The sequence below is a fragment of the Acidimicrobiales bacterium genome, assembly GCA_040219515.1.
In the GTDB taxonomy this organism is placed as follows: domain Bacteria; phylum Actinomycetota; class Acidimicrobiia; order Acidimicrobiales; family Aldehydirespiratoraceae; genus JAJRXC01.
In genome coordinates, this window is sequence record JAVJSI010000009.1 from 90,157 (window position 1) to 108,400 (window position 18,244).

Genomic DNA, 18,244 nt, shown 5'->3' on the forward strand with positions numbered 1-18,244 from the left:
CGGGCGCGCCGAAGGAGAACGAAGGGAGGCACGCGTGAGGCGACTTCAGCGGCGACCGCTCGCCTCGTTCGAACGAGATCTGTGGCGGCTGTTCTTCGAGATCAGGATCGTGGCCCTCGCGCTGCTGGGCGCCGTCGCGCTGATTCCCGCAGCCGCCGTCGACACGGCCATAGCCGTGTTCATCCTGGGGTTCTCGGTTCCGGCCAATGTCGCCCTCCGCGCACTGATGGCGCATGTCCGGTCGGCTCCCTGGTGGCTCCCGATCGCCGATGCTGCGCTCAGCGCTGCGGTCATCTCCATCCAACCCGAACTCGCCCCGGCTGCGCTCATCGTCATGCTGGGTTCGACCAGCCAGGCCGCAACGACCGGGTGGCGACCGACGCTCGCCGCCACGCTCGCCGGCGCGCCGCTGTTGTTCGGTGCGGCGCTGCGCTACGACGTCGGCGACGGCGCGCTCTACGTCGCCACCTATCTCGCCGTCTCGACCGGCGTGACGGTCTTCGTCGCCGTCATCGCCGATGCCGAACGCGCCGCTCGGCAGGGCACCGACGATCTCCTCTCCGGTATCGATGCCGTCGTCTGGGAAGCCCACCCCTACCCGTTCGACGACGTCGCGGTGTCCGGCGACACGCAGGCCGTTCTCGGCATCGACCCGGAGTGCCTGGTCGGCCCCGGCACCTGGCTGGGGCGGGTTCCGGCCCTCGAACGGGCGCTGGTGGCCCAACAGTCCAAGGAGGCCATCGATGCCGGCCGTGCGCACGAGATCACCTATCGGATCACCGACGACGCCGGCGAACTCCGCCACGTCCGCGACCGCGTCCGAGTGGAGTCCGATGCCCAGGGCCGGGTGACGGCGCGCGGTGTGGTCGTCGACATCACCGACGAGGTCGAGGTCCGCGAATCGAACCGAAACCTCGCCGAACTGGTCGACCGGGTGCCGGTGGGGCTCCTCGTCGTGCGGGCCGAGCCGGACGGCCGGTTCACGACCATTTCGGTCAACCCCGCATACGAAGCGTTGACCGGCCTCCCGGCGAGTGCGCTCGTCCACTCGACGCTGGCCGACGCGCTCGACGGCCCCGGGGTGGCCGGCATGGTCCGCCTCCTCACCGACGCCCGGCGAACAGGCCAGCCTCAGCGACAGGCCGAGGCCGGCGACCTCCGCGCCGAAGGCGAACGCATCATCAGCCTCGAGGCCTTCCCCATCTCCGGTGAACTGCTCGGACTGAACGTGGTCGATGTGACCGCTCGCGTCATCACCGCCCGCGCCCTTCGCCACCAGGCGTTGCACGACGAGCTCACGGGACTACCGAACCGGGCGTTGCTCGAGGATCGTCTCCGCCACGGCATCGACGCAGCTCGCCGCGACCAGCAACCCGTCGCACTGCTGCTGCTCGACCTGAATCAGTTCAAGGAGGTCAACGACACGCTCGGACACGACCAGGGAGATCGTCTGCTCGTCATGGTCGCCGAACGTCTCCGCACTTCGCTGCGGGCGGTCGACACGGTGGCTCGCCTCGGCGGTGACGAGTTCGCCGTGCTGCTCACGGACGACGTGTCGCCCCGGCGCACGCTGCGGGCGGCCGAGCGGGTACTCGCCTGTTTCGACGAGCCCCACGACATCAACGGCATGTCGCTGCACTGCGGCGCCAGCGTCGGCGTCGCGCTCTATCCCGATCACGGTGATGACGCGGAGTCGCTCCGCAAGCACGCCGACATCGCCATGTACGTCGCGAAACGGCGCGGGGGCGGCGTCGCCGTCTACGACCCCGTCCGCGATCAGCCGAACCTCGATCGTCTCACGCTGGTCGGGCAGCTCCGTCACGCCGTGGACGACGACCAACTCGAGGTGCACTATCAGCCCGTGATCGAGCTCTCCTCGGCCCGCGTGGTCCGGGTCGAGGCGCTCGTTCGCTGGAACCACCCCGAACGCGGACTGATCGGCCCCGCCGAGTTCATCGACGTCGCCGAGGTCTCCGGCGTCATCCGGCCGCTGACCCGCTGGGTGTTCGGGACCGCAGCCCACGACGTCAGCCGCCTCGCGCGGGCCGGTTTCCCCGTCGACCTCGCCGTCAACGTGTCGGTCCGCAACCTCTACGAGTCGACCTTCGTCGACACGATCCGCAACACCCTCGAGCAGAGCGGACTCCCCGGCGGCCGCACGATCATCGAGCTCGCCGAGACCCAGATGATGGACGACCCGCTGCTCGCCCACGGCGTGTTCGAGCGCCTCCGCCGCCTCGGCATCCGCGGATCGGTCGACGACTTCGGCACCGGTCATTCGAGCCTGTCGAATCTCCAGAGTCTGCCGGTGTCGGAGATCAAGGTCGACAAGTCCTACATCATCGCCATGGGCGAGGGCGACGAATCCGCCGCGACCATCGTGAAGTCGATCGTGGCGCTCGGCCAGAACCTCGGTCTCGACGTCGTGGCCGAGGGCGTGGAGACCCCGTCGGCCATGACCCGGCTGTCGATGCTCGGCTGCGACTACGCCCAGGGCTTCCTGTTCGCCCGGCCGATGACCTTCGAGGAACTCCTCGCCTACCTCGACGTCTCGAAGAACGGCGTGGCGTTCTAGCGCGCTACTGCTCCGGAGAGGCCGCGGTCAGTCCGTCGGCCGGACCGAGTCGGCTCATGACCACCTCGGCCGTACGGGCCGCCGATGCCGCCAGTGTGTCGGCCAAGCCCTCGCGACCGGGGGTGCCGTCGGCCACCCGGATGACGTAGCCCTCGGCTCGATCGACCCAGGTCGGGGTATAGGCGACCCCGTCGACGGCGATCGAACCGTCGGCGCCCTCGAGCAGGGTGACATGGGCGATCATGCCGTCCTGCGAGGCGGCCACACAGCAGTTGGCCGACTGGTTCGACAAGAAGTTGCCGAGGCCGAAGACGACCCACTCGTCGCCGACCTTGTCGACCGGCTGCACGACGTGGGCGTGGTGGCCGATGACGAGATCGACCTCGTCACTCGGGAGGATCTCCGAGAGCCACTGGTCCTGGGCGGCCGACGGGGTGTGCTGGTACTCGTTGCCCCAGTGCAGGCTCACCATCACGAACTCGGCGCCGGCCTCCTTGGCCAGGGCGGCCTCGGCGATGATCTGCGCCGGATCGATCAGGTCGACGAGGTAGGGCGCGTCGTCGGGAAGCACGAAGCCGTTGAGCGAGTAGGTCGCCGAGATGTGGGCGATGGCGATGCCGTTCACGTCGTAGATCACGGGCTCGAGGTCGTGGGCGGCATCGGCAGCCATGCCGGCCTGGGGCAACCCGAGCTGCTCGAACACCTCGATCGTGGACAGGACCCCATCGCTGCGGCGGTCGAAGGCATGGTTCGATGCCGTACTGCACCCGTCGTAGCCGGCGTCGATCGCCGCTTCGACCAGCGCCCGCGGGGCGTTGAACACCGGATAGCCGCTCAGGTTGGTGTCGTCGCTCGAGACCGGCGACTCGACGTGGCAGATCGCGAGATCGGCGGCGGAGAGAATCGGCCGCACCTCGTCGAACATCGGGCGGAAGTCCCAGCCCGTGCTGCCATCGGCACTCGAGTAGTTGGCGGCGGCCGCGTTCACCACCGGCGAATGCGGCAGGAGATCGCCGGTGAAGGCGAGCGTTGCGGTGCGGGGCGGCGGCACGGTGGTGGTGGTGCTCGCGGTCGTGGTCGACGTCGACGAGGGCGCCTCCGCGGTGTCGGAGCCACCATCGACGTCGGCCGCCATGGTCGGCCCATCGTCATCGGCGGTGTCCAGGGTGTTCGCCCCGAGCACCGCCCCCGCCGCGAACACGCCGACGAACCCGAGCGCGACCAGCGCCCGACGACCTGCGCTCACCGGAACAGTTCCGGCGCGATCGGACAGTCGATGCGGTACGGGATCTCGGCGACGGGTTGGGGGCCGGACGGCCCGATGACCGAGTCGACGAGGGTGAGCGGCAAGGCTTCCACGGTGTCATCCCAGGGGTCCACGTCGGCGGACCGGTCGGCCACCCAATCGAACATGCGGGCGGGAACCACCCGACCGACGCCGGCGACGAGCCACACCGGGATCCCGCAATAGTGCCCCACAGCGGCGGCCGCCAGCGATCCGCTGCGGGCCAGCGCCGCCGCGTCGTGCATGACATCGGCTTCGAGCAACACGACGTCGACGGCGGCCGCGGCGGCGCCGAGTCCGGCCGCCGGCACGTCGATGACCTGGTGGTCACGGGCCTCGAGCGTGCGGACCAGCCCGTAGCCCTCGCCCACGGTGTCGGCGACAAGGACCTCGACATCCGGACGGGCCAGGACGGCCTCACCGCAGATCTCCGCGGCACCGATGACGAGGACCGAGGCATCGGCGGGCAGGGCGTGGGCCAGCTCCCGCATCGTGGTGTCGCGTTCGAGGGCTTCGACGGCGTCCCACGCCTCGGTACCGGGGTCGGCGCCCGTCACCATTCTCGCCGCGAGCCACAGGAGCGGCCCTGAGGTGGGCCGGCGTTCGATCAGCTGGCGACACGCCGTGAGCAGCTCCACGGGGTCGTGTGCGAACGAGGCGAGCGCCAGCGCAGCCTCACGGACCAGCGGCGCCGTCGGCGCATCGCCGGCACGAGCCACGTAGCGGAGACGCTCCATCGGGTGCACGCTGGGATCGTATCCTCCCCGATGTGACCCGTGGGCCGCACGCTGCGCTAGCTTTCACGTCCGTGGTGACCGCTGCTCTCGACCTCGATCTCCAGCCGCTCGAAGGTGAGCCTCGCCCCCTCGGCGACTGGCTGACGACCTTCCCGCTCGTTCCCGTGGTGCTCGACCCGTTCACCCACGAGAGCGCGTGGCTGCTCGACACCTCGAGGCGCATCCTCCAGCACTTCCGAGAGGCCGATTGCCGGAACTGCTGGATCGTCACGTGTTCCGTCGACGACGCCAAGCGCTTCCTCGGCCCCTACGCCGACGACGTCCTCGCATTCGCCGACCCCGACGGCGCCGTCGTGAAGAGCCTCGGAATCGAGCAGGCACCGGCGTTCGCCCTGCTCCGCCAGGACGGCCAGGTCACGGCGAAGGCCGAAGGCTGGGACCCCGTCGAGTGGCGTGTCGTGGCCGAAGCCGTCGCCGCGCTCACGAGTTGGAGCCGGCCGAACATTCCGGCGGCCGGCGACCCGGTCGCCTATTCGGGCACCCCGCTCGGCTGAGCGGCCCGCCACTCTCGCACGGTTCGCCTCACCAGCAGCGGCACCACCACGGCCACGAGAGCGCCATGAATGCCGGTGATCACCCACGCCATGGTGCTGTCGGAGACCAACGCCCGTTGCACCACGGTGACCACGGCGACGAACACGAACACCACGATGGCGATCACCAGGGAGCGGCCTCGCCACTCTGCCGGGTTGAACGCGTGGGCGATGCGATCGAGGGTCTCGTCGGCGCTCATCGCGTCCCCTTCCGGCTCATGACGAGAGGGTACTGAGCAGTAGCGTGGAGCCATGACCGAGTTCGCCTACTCCGATCTTCTCCCCGTCGGCCCCGACACGACGAAGTACCGCCTGCTCACCACCGAAGGGGTGTCCACCGTCGAGGTCGAGGGCACGACGTTGCTGAAGGTGGAGCCTGAAGTCCTCCAGACGCTCACCCGTGAAGCGATGCACGACATCGCCCACTATCTGCGCACCGAACACCTCGAACAGCTCGCGTCGATCATCGACGACCCCGAGGCCTCCCCCAACGACGTGTTCGTGGCCACCGAGCTGCTGCTCAACGCCAACATCGCCGCCGCCGGTGTGCTCCCGATGTGTCAGGACACCGGCACCGCCATCGTCACCGGCAAGAAGGGCGACCGGGTCCTGACCCTCGCCGACGACGCCGAGTGGATCTCGCGTGGCATCCACGACACCTACACCCAGACCAACCTCCGCTACTCCCAGCTGGCGCCGATCTCGATGTTCGAGGAGAAGAACACCGGCAACAATCTCCCTGCCCAGATCGAGCTCTACACGAAGCCGGGCGCCGGCTACGAGTTCCTGTTCATGGCCAAGGGCGGCGGTTCGGCCAACAAGTCGTTCCTGTTCCAGAAGACCAAGGCGCTGCTCAACGAGACCTCACTCGTCGACTTCCTCGACGAGTCGCTCCGGGCGATCGGCACCTCGGCATGTCCGCCGTATCACCTCGCTCTGGTCGTGGGCGGTACATCGGCGGAGTTCAACCTGAAGACGGCCAAGCTCGCGTCGGCTCACTATCTCGACGCGCTCCCCACCACGGGCGACGCCGCCACCGGACACGGCTACCGCGACCTCGAGTGGGAACAGAAGATCCTCGAACAGACGCGGGAGTTCGGCATCGGTGCCCAGTTCGGCGGCAAGTACTTCTGCCACGACGTGCGGGTCATCCGTCTCCCCCGCCACGGTGCGTCGAATCCCGTGGGCATCGCCGTGTCGTGTTCGGCCGACCGCCAGGCCCGAGCCAAGATCACCGCCGAGGGCGTGTTCCTCGAGCAGCTCGAGACCGATCCCGCCCGCTTCCTGCCCGAGGCCGCGGCGGACGACCTCTCGGCCGAGGTGATCGAGGTCGACCTCAACCAGCCGATGGACGCGATCCGCAATCAGTTGAGTCAGTACCCGGTGAAGACGCGCCTCTCCCTCACCGGCACCCTGGTCGTCGGCCGCGACATCGCCCACGCCAAGATCAAGGAGCGCCTCGACGCCGGCGAACCGATGCCGCAGTACCTGCGCGATCACGCCATCTACTACGCAGGTCCGGCCAAGACCCCCGAGGGCTACGCATCCGGCTCATTCGGTCCCACCACCGCCGGGCGCATGGACTCCTACGTCGAGCAGTTCCAGGCGGCCGGCGGATCGATGGTGATGCTGGCCAAGGGCAACCGCTCGCGCCAGGTCACCGAAGCGTGCGCCAACCACGGCGGCTTCTACCTCGGTTCGATCGGCGGCCCCGCCGCCCGCCTCGCCAAGGACTCGATCCGCAAGGTCGAGGTGCTCGAGTTCCCCGAGCTGGGAATGGAGGCCGTCTGGAAGATCGAGGTCGAGAACTTCCCCGCCTTCATCGTCGTCGACGACAAGGGCAACGACTTCTACGCCGAGGTCACCACCCCGGTGAAGCTGCGCCAGCCCATCAGCGGGTAGACCCGGGGGCGACGAGGGGCCACGGCCGTTCGCGTTCGACATGCAGTGCGAGGTCGAGCAGCAGGGCGTCCTCGTGGTGGCGTCCGATCACTTGGAGGCCGATCGGGAGCCCGCCGACCTCGCCGGCGGGGATCGACACTGCGGGGTTTCCCGACAGGTTGGCCGGCATCGTGAGCGCGCCCATGTCGAGCAGCTCGGGGGAGCCCTTCGTGCCGGCGGCGAGAAGACGTTGCGGTGTCTTCGGAGCGAACCCGGCCATGACCCGAGCGCCCTTGAGCACACCGGAAAATCCCTTCTGGGCCATCGTGTTGCCGCGGGCGTAGTCGATGAACGTCCGGGCATCGCTGCTCATGCCGTCGGCGGCCGGGAAGGCAGGCCCGGGGTTGCTCGAGGTGATCACGAAGTCGACCTCGTCGAACAGGCTGGCCATGGCGTCGTTCGCTCGGCGACGGAGCATCTCGCCCGCCGCGGCCACCCGCATGTTGAACAGGTTCTCCGAGAGCTGGACGGCCACCCGGATCTCGTCGGTGAGGTCGGTCGCGCACTTCGGCCACAAGTGTTCGATCTCGCCATAGAGGCTCGAGATGTTGCCCATCATCCACTCGCCGCCCATGCGGGGGATCTCGACCGGGAGGTCGACGCGCACGAGCCCGAGATCGGCCACGAGCTGGTCGGCCGCATCGTCGACGACCGCGCGCGCCGCATCGTCGATGGCCACACCGCCGAGCGTCGGGTCGATCACGACCCTGCGGCCCCGCAGGTCGTGGCGGCCGAGACCCCGCTCCCACCCGTCGACGGCGGGGAGGCTCGTGGGATCGTGGGCATCGTGACCGGCGGTGACGTCGTAGTAGCGGGCGGCGTCACGCACCGACCGGGCCAGACAACCCAGTACGACAGTGTGGGGATTGAGCGAGGTGTGGGGACCACGGGGAATGCGCCCGTAGGTGCCCTTCATGCCCAGCAGGCCGTTGTAGCCGGCCGGAATACGGATCGAGCCACCACCGTCGCCACCGCAGGCCAACGGAATCAGACCGCCGGCAACCGCCGCCGCACTTCCGCCCGACGACCCCCCAGCACTGCGCGTCGGATCCCAGGCGTTGCCGGTGACCCCGTTGATCTTGGTGACGCTGACGTTCAGTCCGCCGAATTCGCTGGCCGTGGTGGAGCCGACCGGCACGATCCCGGCCGCTTTCAGCCGGGTGACCATAGTGGTGTCGTGGGTGCCGATCCGATCCTTGAAGATCAGCGATGCCTCCGTGTAGGGCCACCCCTTCACCTGCTCGAGCTCCTTGATCCCGAACGGCACCCCACCGAACGGCAGGGACACATCGGCGGCCGCCGCCACCTCGCGTGCGCCGTCCGGGTCCAGGTGTGCGAACGCGTTCAGTCCGCTGCGCTCGATCGCGCCGAGACACGCCTCGAGTTCTTCCGCGGGCGAGCGTTCACCGGCACGGAACGCATCCACGAGCGAGCAGGCATCACCTGACCAGGGGGTGTCGACCATCCGCCGAACCTAGTCGGGGCTAGCCGGGCCTGGGTTTCCAGTTGCGGTGGTGGTAGCTGCAGCGGGCTTTGCCGTTGGTGTGCACCGTATGGCCACCGTGGTCCCAATCCTGGACATGGTCGATTTCGCAGTGTCGGGCGGGGATCTCGCAGCCGTCGTGATCACACACCCGGTCTCTGGCGCACACCGCTTCTCGCAGAGCGCCGGTGAACAGTCGTTGTTTGCGGCCGTAGTCGAGAATCACCCCCGGTGATTCGAACACCAACCGCCGGACATGACCGGCCAGGGCTTGTTCGATCATCTGCGCCGGGCTGATGACGGTGCCGTCGTCGAGCTCGCACAGCCGCTCGCTGTTGCCATCCGTGCCACCGACCGGTCCGGGGCCCTCGACACCGAGATACTTCGACAACGCCACGGTGAAGGTGTCGAGGTCGGTGTGGATGATCACCAACGGCAGCGGCCGTTTCCCACCCGCCGGCGCAGTGGAGGCCCGCACCGCCATCTCGACCAGCGCATCGGCACGCCGCTGCGCCGGGGTGCGCCACAGCCGGTCTACGGTGACGGCGTCGCCGTGTTCGGCCCTGGCTTGTTGCCAGTCAGCCTCGAACAGTTCTTGCTCGATCCGGCGCAGCGCCTCGCTGAACGCCGCTCCGCCGACCGGGTCGAGCCACGCATCCACGCGAACCATGTCCGACAGTGTCGTCGACACGTACGCCTCGCGCTTCTGCTCGCGCGGGTCCGGAGGCTCCGGGTCATCGCCGCGGCGGGCCTCGTCGACGACCTGCTCCCAATACGCGACCGCCCGCTCGAAATCACGAAACGACAACGACCCGGCCTTGCCCAACAGAAACGCCTCCGCGTCGGCGAACTCCGGCCGAGACGACGCCCGCACCAGACGCCGCGCATGATTCGCTGTGATGACCCCATCAGCCAACGCCAACGCGGTACCCGGCATCGACCGCAACGCCCGCGCCAAGGACACCACCGCGGAGGCCTCACCACCGTGCATCCGACAGCGATGCCGCAGTGCCACCTTCACCGAACGATGCTGCCCCGCGGCCCACGCCATCGACGCGTCGTACGCGCCGACCACCTCGGCCTCCAACGCCGCCAACTGCGCCTTCAACCGCTGCACCACCTCAGCCGACGCCTCGGCCTCAGACCCGGGCAGCCGCGCGTAGTCGACCTTCGCCGCCAACCCGATCGCCTCGCTCAGATCATCCAACTCCGAAACCGCCATACACGAAACATACCGAAAGGGTATGACACTCCAGATATCGCTAGCCCCGGTCGGCGAGGTCGTATTCGGCGATGTAGTACGGGTGATCGGGGTTCCACACCGTGAGCGGCACGGGATCGTCGACCCGGCCGACGGGACGCACGTCGGCGCCCTTCGTGGACGACACGCCGTCACCGAGATCGGCGCGGGCGCGGGCCAGGTGGGCCCGCAGCTCGGTGACGACGTCGGGATGGTCGGCCGCCACGTCGATCGTCTCACCGACGTCGGACTCGAGGTCGTAGAGCTCCTCGATGTCGGCGCTGTCCTCGGAGAAGAACGACGTCTTCGCGACGTGGAGCTTCCACTTCCCGGCCCGCACCGCTTCGAGGTTCTTGCCCTGGTAGTAGAAGAACGCCTCGTGCGGCGAAGCGGGGTCGCTCCCCTCCAACAGCGGCACGAGGCTGCGTCCGTCGATCGTGCGGTCGTCGGGCACCGCACCACCACACCAATCGGCGAACGTCGGCAGGAAGTCCATGGCCGTCGCCACCTCCGACGAGGTGGTCCCCGCGGGGACGTGGCCGGGCCAGCGCACGATGCACGGCACCCGCTGCCCGCCCTCCCAGGTGGTGCCCTTGTTGGCTCGCAGCGGGAGGTTGCTGCCCTCCCCGGGCCGCGCCAATGCACCGTTGTCGCTCGTGAAGATCACGACGGTGTCGTCGGTGAGCCCGAGCGCGTCGAGCTCGTGGAGGAGCACGTCGAGGGCCCAGTCGATGCAGCGGACGGCCGCGCCATAGGTCCCGTTGCGAGATTCGTCGCGGAAACGGTCCTGCACGTAGATCGGCAGGTGGACGTACATGTGGGCGAAGTAGAGGAAGAACGGATCGTCTGCGTTCGCCCGCATGAACCGGATCGACTCCTGGAGATAGCGCTCGGTGAGGGCGGCTTGGTCGGGCTGCTCCTCCTGCACCGTGTCGTCGAGCATCAGCGGCAGCGGCGGATAGTCGCCGTCCTGGAGCTCGATGCCGAGGAAGTCCACCATGCCCTGACGCATCTCCGGGGTCATGTCGTTGCGCTGACGGCCCATGTCGTTGCTGTAGGGCAGACCGAACCACGAGTCGAACCCGTGGTTGGTGGGCAGGAACTCCTGCTGATCGCCGCAGTGCCACTTCCCCACCATCTGGGTGGCGTAGCCCGCGTCCTTCAACATCCGGGCGATGGTGACCTCCGAGGGGCTGAGGCCGTAGGGCATGCCCGGGAAGAGCACGTGCACCCCGTTGAAGTCGTCGAAGCCGAACCGTGACGGGTAGCAGCCCGTCATCAGGGCACCGCGGGACGGCGTGCACACCGGCGAAGCCACGTAGAAGTCGGTCAGCCGCATCCCGTCGGCCGCGAGCTGATCGAGCACCGGCGTGTCGTGCACCTCGGACCCGTAGCAACCGAGGTCGCCGTAGCCGAGATCGTCACAGTTGATCAGGATGACATTCGGCCGGGTCGAGGCGCGGGTCGTGCGGGAGTCGGTCATACCGGGCCGAACGTAGCCCGCCGCTCAGCGCGGGTCGATCAACAGGCTCTTGAGCGATCGGCCGATCCCGCCGGTGAGATCGAACAGCTGGGCGTCGGTCTGGCCGAAGCCGTCGGGTGACACCCGAACGAGAGCGGTGTGGCCGATCCACTCCCCCACCGGCAGCCGATGGAAATGCATCGAGAGATCGGGGTTGACCGAGAGGTAATTCTCGAAGTCCATCACGCTGCCTGCGCTCGGGATCATGTCGGCCACGGCGGCGGCGAACATCAACGGCGACGTCGTCTCACCGGCCACGAACGGCACGTTCAACCGCAGCCAGCTCACGCTGCGGCCGGGCTCCGGCTCGGTTCGTCGCATCGTGAAGTTCTGCACGAAGTCGAGTCCGTCGAACATGAAGTGCGGGTCGCCGATCTCGTCGGGTCCGGGCGGAGGTGTGTCCTCGGGCCACGGGGCAACTCGGTTGTCGGCACCCACCACGCCACCGTCGAGACGGATGCGCATGGCCGATGCCCGACCCACGATGTCGCCGTCGACCACGTAGCGGCACTCGAGTGCCTGCACCCGTTTGCCGTCGCGCACGACCTCGACGTCGACCTTGGTCGGCCCCATCGGCACCTTCCGGCTCATGTCGACGGTCAGCCGGGTGAGCATCATCGGCTGGGCCGAGGGTGTGGCCTCGATCGCCCGGGCGATCAGTCCGGTGATGGCGCCACCGTGTTGTACGCCCGGGAACCACGGTCCGCAGGCGGTCGGCTGGGGAATCAGGAGTTCGCCATCGGGCACGAAGATCGCATCGGTCACGGCGGCGAGGCTACGGATTCGGCGACCCGGTACCCACTTCGAGCCGATGGTCGGGAGTGAACAACCGGCGGGTGAGGCCGAGCGCCATCACCGACGCGGTGGTGGCGACCGACCCGAGCACGAGGTACATCACGGCCACCTGCACCCGCACGGCATCGACCGGTTCGACCCCGGCCAGGATCAGGCCGGTCATCGCTCCGGGCAGCGCGATGAGGCCGACCGTCTTCGTCGTCTCGATCTGGGGGACGAGCCCGGTGCGCAGCGCATCACGCAGGTGGGGGGCGAAGGCATCACTCGACGACAGACCGAGGGCGAGACGCGCCTCGATCAGGTCGCGGTGGTCTCGTGCTTCGGCGACGATTCGTCGAGCGACCACCACGGTGGCCGTCATCGAGTTGCCCACCATCATCCCGGCGATGGGCACGATCGCCCGACCGGTCGGCTCGAACACGCGCAGACCGAACAGCACGCCCAGCGTGACGACGGCCGCAGCGGTGAACGAGACGAGGGCGAGCGGGATCACGTTCGGCACCTCGGGAGCCCGTCGATGCACGGTCCACGCGGCGACGAGCACCATGAGCACCACCCAGATCCAGGTGAAGACGAGCGGGTCGTCGTCGTCGACGACGATCCTCAGCGCGAAACCGACGAGCAGGAGCTGCACGAGGGCCCGCACCGATGCCACGACGATGTCGCGTTCGAGACCGAGCCTTCGCACGAGCGACAAGGCGACGGCCAGCGCGATCAGCCCTCCCGAGATCGCCAGGCCACCCAGGCCGATGTCGGCAAGATCGTCGTTCACACCGTGCCTCCGACCGCTCGCCGCACGTGGGGATCGTCGGAGGTCGCCAGTTCTTCAGCGGTACCCGTCGCCAGGATGCGACCGTCGCTCAGCACCACCACCCGGTCGGCGAGTCGCTGGACCTGCGCCGGGTCGTGCGACACCCAGATCCAGCCGATGGGCATCGGGCTCTGCGGATGGGCGAACCGCAGGGCGAGGTCCTCGATGATCTCGGTCGCCGCCGGGTCGAGCGACGAGGTGGGCTCGTCGGCGAGGATGACCTCGGGCCCGGTCGCGATCGTTCGGGCCAGACACACGCGCTGACGCTCGCCGCCCGACAGCTCGGCGGCGTTGCGGTCGAGAAGGTCGGGGTCGAGGTGCACGAGACGGCACAGGTCGCCGGCCGACTCGTCGTCGATGTCGGTCGCCCCGATGCGCAGGTTCTCGATGACGGTGCCGGGCGCGACGGTGGGCCGCTGGAACACCATCCCGACCCGGCGCCGGTGCTCCAGGGTGTTGAGCTCGTCGAGGTCACGACCGCGCCACGAGATCGTTCCGCCGTCGGGCCGGTCGAGACGGTTCAGCAGGCGCAGCAACGTGCTCTTGCCCGAGCCCGACGGCCCGGCAAGCACGGTGATGCCGGTCTCGGCGAGCTCGAGGTCGACATGATCGAGACGAGGACGCGCGGTCCCGTCGACGAGCACCTCGCGCAGCACGAACCCGGTCTCCGGCATCGCCAGACTCTGCCCCATTGCTCGGGGCAGGTGCGTGATTCGAAGTGACGGACGATCTTTCCCGAATCTGGCTGGGGAAACTCTCAACGGGCCCGCCACTCTTCGTTGGTGATCCGTTGGTGGGCAACACATACCGTGGTCGGCGCTATCGATCATGTGTTGGAGAACCTCAATGCGTCGTGTATTCGCCACGTTCCTCACCCTCGTCGTCTGTGTGTCCGGCCTGGCCGTCGTGGGCCCGCCCGAGCGCGCCGGAGCGACCGAACCGAGCCCGCAGCCTCGTCCCGAGTGTGGGGAGGACACCTACGAATGCCCGCCGGACAGTCCCGACAACCAGGTCACCGCGTCCGGCAACGTGGGTGAGGGCCAGACCGTCGAGGTCGTCATGGACCCGTCCGTGCCGGCCTGCAACCGCAATGTCGGTCCGGTTCCCGGTGGTTGGGAGAACGCGCCCTGCTACTCGTCGCTCAACTTCGGCGGCTCCCCGTCGCTGTGTCTCGCGATCGACGAGTTCGACGACAACCGCATCCGTACGGGCTCCTGCAGCGCACTGCTCTACGAAGACGGCACGTCCGCGCGGTTCGAGCTGGCCAGCGAGGACGCCCGAAACAACGACTTCGAGACTCCCCGCGCCAGCTGCGGCTGGAACTCGAGCTTCGGTGTCTATATCGAGGGCGGTCCCTCGAACCGCGACTACGGCCCCTGGGCCGCGAAGGCCGCGACCATGCTCGACTGCCGCTACACCCTCGTCTCCGAACGTCCCAACGGCCTCTACGGCCCGACCTGGGCCTACTTCGTCGGCTCGGTGTCCGTGCGCGACAACGGGAGTGGCAGCACCTACTCGGGCTACAGCGCGACCTCCGGCGCCTGGGTCTCCGTCGACGGTGATCTCCGAGACGGCGGCGTCGAGGCCGACATCGACGCCCAGGAGTTGAGTGCCCTCGGCGGATTCTTCCAGTACCTCCTCGACGGGTCGGGCTCCACTGCACCGGCGAGCGACCCGATCGAGACGTACGAGTTCGAGATCTCGACACCCGGCGGCTCGTCGACGGAGCACACGCAGTCCACCCCGACCTGGGAGTTCGCCTTCGAGCAGGATCCCGAGGGGGAACTGACCCGGACCGTGTCGCTGACCGTCACCAGCGAGTCGGGCGCCACCGACACCGATGAGACCGAGATCACGATCCCGGCCGGCATCAACATCGAGGACTTCGACGTGACCGTGGTCCCCGAGATCGACGAGGAGGCCGAGGAGGAACCGGAACCGGTCGTGTCGGAGCGGGTCGACCTGGCCATCCTCGGAATCGACCACGACATCCTCAACGAGGAGGGCGACTACGACATCGAACTCGAGTGGCTCGACCCGATCGACGACGAACCGGGTGTCTCCCTGGGTACTCCCACGGAGACGTTCCGGACGTCGGAGGCGCCCTACAGCGACGACGACGCCTTCGACGTGTTCAGCAAGTGGGACCCGCCGAGCGACGCCGGCACCTACCGCGTCCGGGCCAACCTCGACCTCACCACGACCGACGGCACGCACGCGCAGGCGTCGCGCACATCGGGCACATTCGACGTCATCGGCGGCGACCTCGAGGCCGAGGTGTCGGAGGAGGTCGCCGACGAGGAGGAGCCGGCGTTCGGGATCGTGGACCAGGAGTTCGAGTTCGATCTCACGCTCCGCAGCACGGGCTGGGACGATGTGACGATCACTTCGGTGGAGCTCACCCGCGAAGTCGAGGCGGTCGAGATCGACTTCGAGGAACCCGACGACACCCTCGTCCCCGAGGGCGAGATCGTCGTCCCCGTGTCGCTGTCGACCAGCCGGCCCGGCCGGGCGGAGATCCCGTTCACCATCACGTTCGAGGACACCGCCGTTGGCGCGGACAGCGAGCGGACCCTCGAGGTGTCGGCCCACGTCAACATCCTCGGTGATTTCGAGTGGGAGGTGCCGGCCCGCATCCAACGGCCGACCGGCAACTCCATCCCCTCGATACCCGATGCCCCCGGCGACGTCGACGACGTCCAGCACGAGACCTATCCGCTCGACATCACCATCGTGGCCGAGGACTGCACCACCGACTACGACTGGACCGCGAACGGTGAGGAGATCGATGCGCCCGAGCCCACCCCGGATCGTGAAGACCCCTGCCAGTTCCGGTTCGAGTTCGAGGACGAGGGTGAGTACGCCCTGGTCGGCTCGGTCGATGGCGCCGAGGTGTTGAGCGGCACGGTGGTGGTCGAGGACGTGCTCTGGGTCGTCGTGGGCGACTCGGTGGCGTCGGGCGAGGGCAACCCCGACACGGGCACCTCCGGCGGCTGGATGGACGCCACCTGCCATCGTTCGGCCAACGCCGGAGCGGTGCAGGCCGCGTACGACTACGAGGAAGAGTACGAGCAGTCCTCGGTGACACTCGTCCACGTCGCCTGCTCCGGGGCGACCATCTTCGGTGGCGTGATCGGCCCGCAGATCCCCAACGACTTCTTCGGCGCCCGGGCCTCGGCGCACCAGCTCGCCGTGGTCGAAACGCTCGTGGGTGATCGCGAGATCGATGCGCTCGTGATGCAGGTTGGCGGCAACGACATGCTCTTCGGTCCGGCCGCCAAGTTCTGCTTCGCGAACGGCACGCCGGAGTCGCCGTGTGACGACTACGGATTCGCCGCCGAGGCCGACTTCCAGAGCGGCAACACCACCGTCGTGCGCGGGGTGCCGGTCCCCGAGGTCCTCTCGCCGTTCGTCGGTGCCGTGTGCCGCGACGTATCGGCCGGGGCGACGAAGGTCAATGCGGCCGGCGACGGCGACATCAGCGCGACTTCAGCCGACGAGTGGGAGGTGACGATCAACGCCGCGGGAACCGACTGGACCGGTCGCACGCCGACCGATGTCGACGACGCCGGCGCCCTTCCGACCGAGTCCGAGAAGTTCGACGTCGTCGCCATCTCCCCCCGGCTCTGTCCGGGCGACTGGGCGTCACGGGTTCTCACCGGTGGCCAGGACACATCGGTCTCGCTCGACTTCACCCTCGACGAACCCCTGGAGCAGAGCCACTACTCGAGCTACCTCCCCACTCGGCTTCCCAGCCTGAGGAACCCTGAACCGCTCACGGAGACCGTGATCGCCCGCGGGCCGAGTCTCGACGACGCCGTCGAGCTTGCCTCGGATCGCCTCGAGGGCAGCCTGGACGCGCTGGACAGTCGCATCGATCGGCTCGATGTGGACCCGGCCAACGTCTTCATGGTCGAGTACTACAACCCGACCCGTGGCAGTGACGGTCAGACCTGCGAGGAGATCATGACGATCCCCTTCACCAATTTCGGCCTGAACGAGGCCGAGTCGATGTGGGCGGAGAACTCGATCCTCGACCCGCTCAACGCCCATATTGCTTCCACCCGGTCGCGATTCGGCTGGACGGTGGTCGGGGGTGTGGCATCGGCCTTCACCTCCCACGGGTACTGTGCCTCGGACTCGTGGATCGTGACGCTCTCCGACGAGACCGGCGCCGGCAACGCCGGAGTGCTCCACCCGAACGCGGCCGGCCACGTGGCCATCGCAGAACGGGTCTTCAACGCCGTCGACGGCGTGGTCGAGGATCCCTCCGAGGTGCGGGGGTCCGATCCGACAGCCTCCGACCGTCTGGCCGAAGCGGCGGAGCAGGGCAGCAATGTGCTTCGCTTCGCGGGGGTTCCCCTCGGCGGCGAGGGCGTCGGGAATGACCGGTACCTCCTGGCCGGTCTCTCCACCGACGTCGCGGTCGGTGACTGGTTGGTCGTCGGCGCGGGGAACGAGCTGACCGCCGACTACGCGTTTCCGCTGCCGGCCCCCCAGCTCGTGGAAGTCGTGCGGGTATCGGGTCGTGACGTCACCGTCGCTCCGGCGCTGAACGCGACCTTCCCGGTGGGAACTCGGGTGGGGAGGGTTCCCGACGTGAGTCGCTCAGAGGTCGACGACCCCTGGGAGGGCGGCAGCATCGCCGCTGGACTCGTGTTCGAGTGCGACGACGCGGCGACCACGCCGTTCACCGACATGCCCGGCCTCTCGTGGGGTGACCCGGCTATCGCCTGCCTCTACGACCTGGGGGTGACCACCGGCACCACCGCGACGACCTACTCCCCCTTCGGGTCGGTCACGCGCATGCAGATGGCTGCCTTCATGGCCCGGCTCTACGAGGCGATGGTGGGCGAGCCCTGTCCGGTCGCCGACACCCCGTTCACCGACCTCACCGGAAGCTCGTGGGGTGATCCCGCCATCGGGTGCATTTACGGGCTCGGCGTCACGACGGGCACCTCGCCCACCACCTACTCGCCCGGTGACCCGGTGCGCCGTGAGCAGATGGCGGCGTTCCTCGATCGGCTCTGGCAGGCGATCCGCGAGCAAACCGCGCCGATCGTCGACGTGCCGTTCACCGACATGCCCGGCAACTACGCCGACGACTCGATCGCCCGGGTCTTCGGGCTCGGAATCACCACGGGAACCTCGCCCTCCACCTACTCCCCCGGTGACGACGTCACCAGGGTCCAGATGGCGGCGTTCCTCACCCGCTTCTACGAAGCGGAGCCGTAGACGGCGAAGTGACCCGGGTCGCGGAGA

General features: G+C 68.4%; 13 protein-coding genes. 4 read left to right on the forward strand and 9 right to left on the reverse strand.

The features are described 5' to 3' along the window. Positions 1-34 precede the first annotated feature (34 nt). The gene (locus tag RIB98_07105) at positions 35-2,575 is read left to right on the forward strand and encodes an EAL domain-containing protein (protein MEQ8840733.1); all 2,541 of its coding nucleotides are present in this window, start codon (positions 35-37) and stop codon (positions 2,573-2,575) included. A 4-nt stretch (positions 2,576-2,579) separates the two neighbouring features. Here RIB98_07105 and RIB98_07110 read toward each other — a convergent pair whose 3' ends face one another. After that, entirely contained in the window at positions 2,580-3,821 is a 1,242-nt protein-coding gene (locus RIB98_07110; GenBank protein MEQ8840734.1) for a CapA family protein, read from the reverse strand. Beyond that, entirely contained in the window at positions 3,818-4,597 is a 780-nt protein-coding gene (locus RIB98_07115) for a hypothetical protein (GenBank protein MEQ8840735.1), read from the reverse strand. Before RIB98_07115 ends, RIB98_07110 begins: the two co-directional genes overlap by 4 nt. A gap of 71 nt (positions 4,598-4,668) precedes the next feature. On the opposite strand from RIB98_07115, the gene RIB98_07120 reads away from it, so the two are divergent. Continuing rightward, positions 4,669-5,151, forward strand: coding sequence for a hypothetical protein (locus tag RIB98_07120; protein ID MEQ8840736.1), 483 nt, complete (start codon positions 4,669-4,671; stop codon positions 5,149-5,151). On the opposite strand, the gene RIB98_07125 is transcribed toward RIB98_07120, so the two are convergent. Further along, positions 5,127-5,390 carry a hypothetical protein gene (locus RIB98_07125; protein ID MEQ8840737.1) on the reverse strand — a complete coding sequence of 88 codons (264 nt, stop codon included), beginning with the start codon at positions 5,388-5,390 and terminating at the stop codon, positions 5,127-5,129. The genes RIB98_07120 and RIB98_07125 overlap by 25 nt on opposite strands. Before the next feature lie 52 nt (positions 5,391-5,442). Here RIB98_07125 and RIB98_07130 point away from each other — a divergent pair, with 52 nt between their 5' ends. Then, positions 5,443-7,092, forward strand: coding sequence for a fumarate hydratase (locus tag RIB98_07130; GenBank protein ID MEQ8840738.1), 1,650 nt, complete (start codon positions 5,443-5,445; stop codon positions 7,090-7,092). On the opposite strand, the gene RIB98_07135 is transcribed toward RIB98_07130, so the two are convergent. From RIB98_07135 to RIB98_07160, 6 genes are read right to left on the reverse strand one after another with little or no spacing between them, the layout of a single operon-like run. Next, positions 7,082-8,596 (reverse strand): amidase, encoded by a 1,515-nt coding sequence (locus RIB98_07135; protein MEQ8840739.1) that lies wholly within the window; start codon positions 8,594-8,596, stop codon positions 7,082-7,084. The genes RIB98_07130 and RIB98_07135 overlap by 11 nt on opposite strands. A gap of 19 nt (positions 8,597-8,615) precedes the next feature. Then, a complete protein-coding gene (locus RIB98_07140; protein MEQ8840740.1) occupies positions 8,616-9,836 on the reverse strand; it encodes a DUF222 domain-containing protein in 1,221 nt (406 codons plus the stop codon). A 40-nt stretch (positions 9,837-9,876) separates the two neighbouring features. Next, positions 9,877-11,337 carry a sulfatase gene (locus RIB98_07145; GenBank protein MEQ8840741.1) on the reverse strand — a complete coding sequence of 487 codons (1,461 nt, stop codon included), beginning with the start codon at positions 11,335-11,337 and terminating at the stop codon, positions 9,877-9,879. 24 nt (positions 11,338-11,361) lie between these two features. Beyond that, positions 11,362-12,141: a thioesterase family protein gene (locus RIB98_07150; GenBank protein ID MEQ8840742.1), complete on the reverse strand. Its 780-nt coding sequence runs from the start codon at positions 12,139-12,141 to the stop codon at positions 11,362-11,364. A gap of 10 nt (positions 12,142-12,151) precedes the next feature. Then, on the reverse strand, positions 12,152-12,943 hold the full coding sequence (fetB, locus tag RIB98_07155; GenBank protein ID MEQ8840743.1) for an iron export ABC transporter permease subunit FetB: 792 nt from the start codon (positions 12,941-12,943) through the stop codon (positions 12,152-12,154). Next, the gene (locus tag RIB98_07160; GenBank protein MEQ8840744.1) at positions 12,940-13,656 is read right to left on the reverse strand and encodes an ATP-binding cassette domain-containing protein; all 717 of its coding nucleotides are present in this window, start codon (positions 13,654-13,656) and stop codon (positions 12,940-12,942) included. The genes fetB and RIB98_07160 overlap by 4 nt, the downstream gene beginning before the upstream one ends. Positions 13,657-13,828: 172 nt before the next feature. Here RIB98_07160 and RIB98_07165 point away from each other — a divergent pair, with 172 nt between their 5' ends. Continuing rightward, on the forward strand, positions 13,829-18,217 hold the full coding sequence (locus tag RIB98_07165) for an S-layer homology domain-containing protein (GenBank protein ID MEQ8840745.1): 4,389 nt from the start codon (positions 13,829-13,831) through the stop codon (positions 18,215-18,217). Positions 18,218-18,244 lie beyond the last annotated feature (27 nt).

What these genes read in the sequence shown, in the direction of transcription:
- RIB98_07145 (MEQ8840741.1), bottom strand. Translation starts at nt 11,337, where the DNA reads ATGACCGACTCCCGCACGACCCGCGCCTCGACCCGGCCGAATGTCATC.
- RIB98_07165 (MEQ8840745.1), top strand. Translation starts at nt 13,829, where the DNA reads ATGCGTCGTGTATTCGCCACGTTCCTCACCCTCGTCGTCTGTGTGTCC.
- RIB98_07135 (MEQ8840739.1), bottom strand. Translation starts at nt 8,596, where the DNA reads ATGGTCGACACCCCCTGGTCAGGTGATGCCTGCTCGCTCGTGGATGCG.
- RIB98_07140 (MEQ8840740.1), bottom strand. Translation starts at nt 9,836, where the DNA reads ATGGCGGTTTCGGAGTTGGATGATCTGAGCGAGGCGATCGGGTTGGCG.
- RIB98_07130 (MEQ8840738.1), top strand. Translation starts at nt 5,443, where the DNA reads ATGACCGAGTTCGCCTACTCCGATCTTCTCCCCGTCGGCCCCGACACG.
- RIB98_07115 (MEQ8840735.1), bottom strand. Translation starts at nt 4,597, where the DNA reads ATGGAGCGTCTCCGCTACGTGGCTCGTGCCGGCGATGCGCCGACGGCG.
- RIB98_07125 (MEQ8840737.1), bottom strand. Translation starts at nt 5,390, where the DNA reads ATGAGCGCCGACGAGACCCTCGATCGCATCGCCCACGCGTTCAACCCG.
- RIB98_07160 (MEQ8840744.1), bottom strand. Translation starts at nt 13,656, where the DNA reads ATGCCGGAGACCGGGTTCGTGCTGCGCGAGGTGCTCGTCGACGGGACC.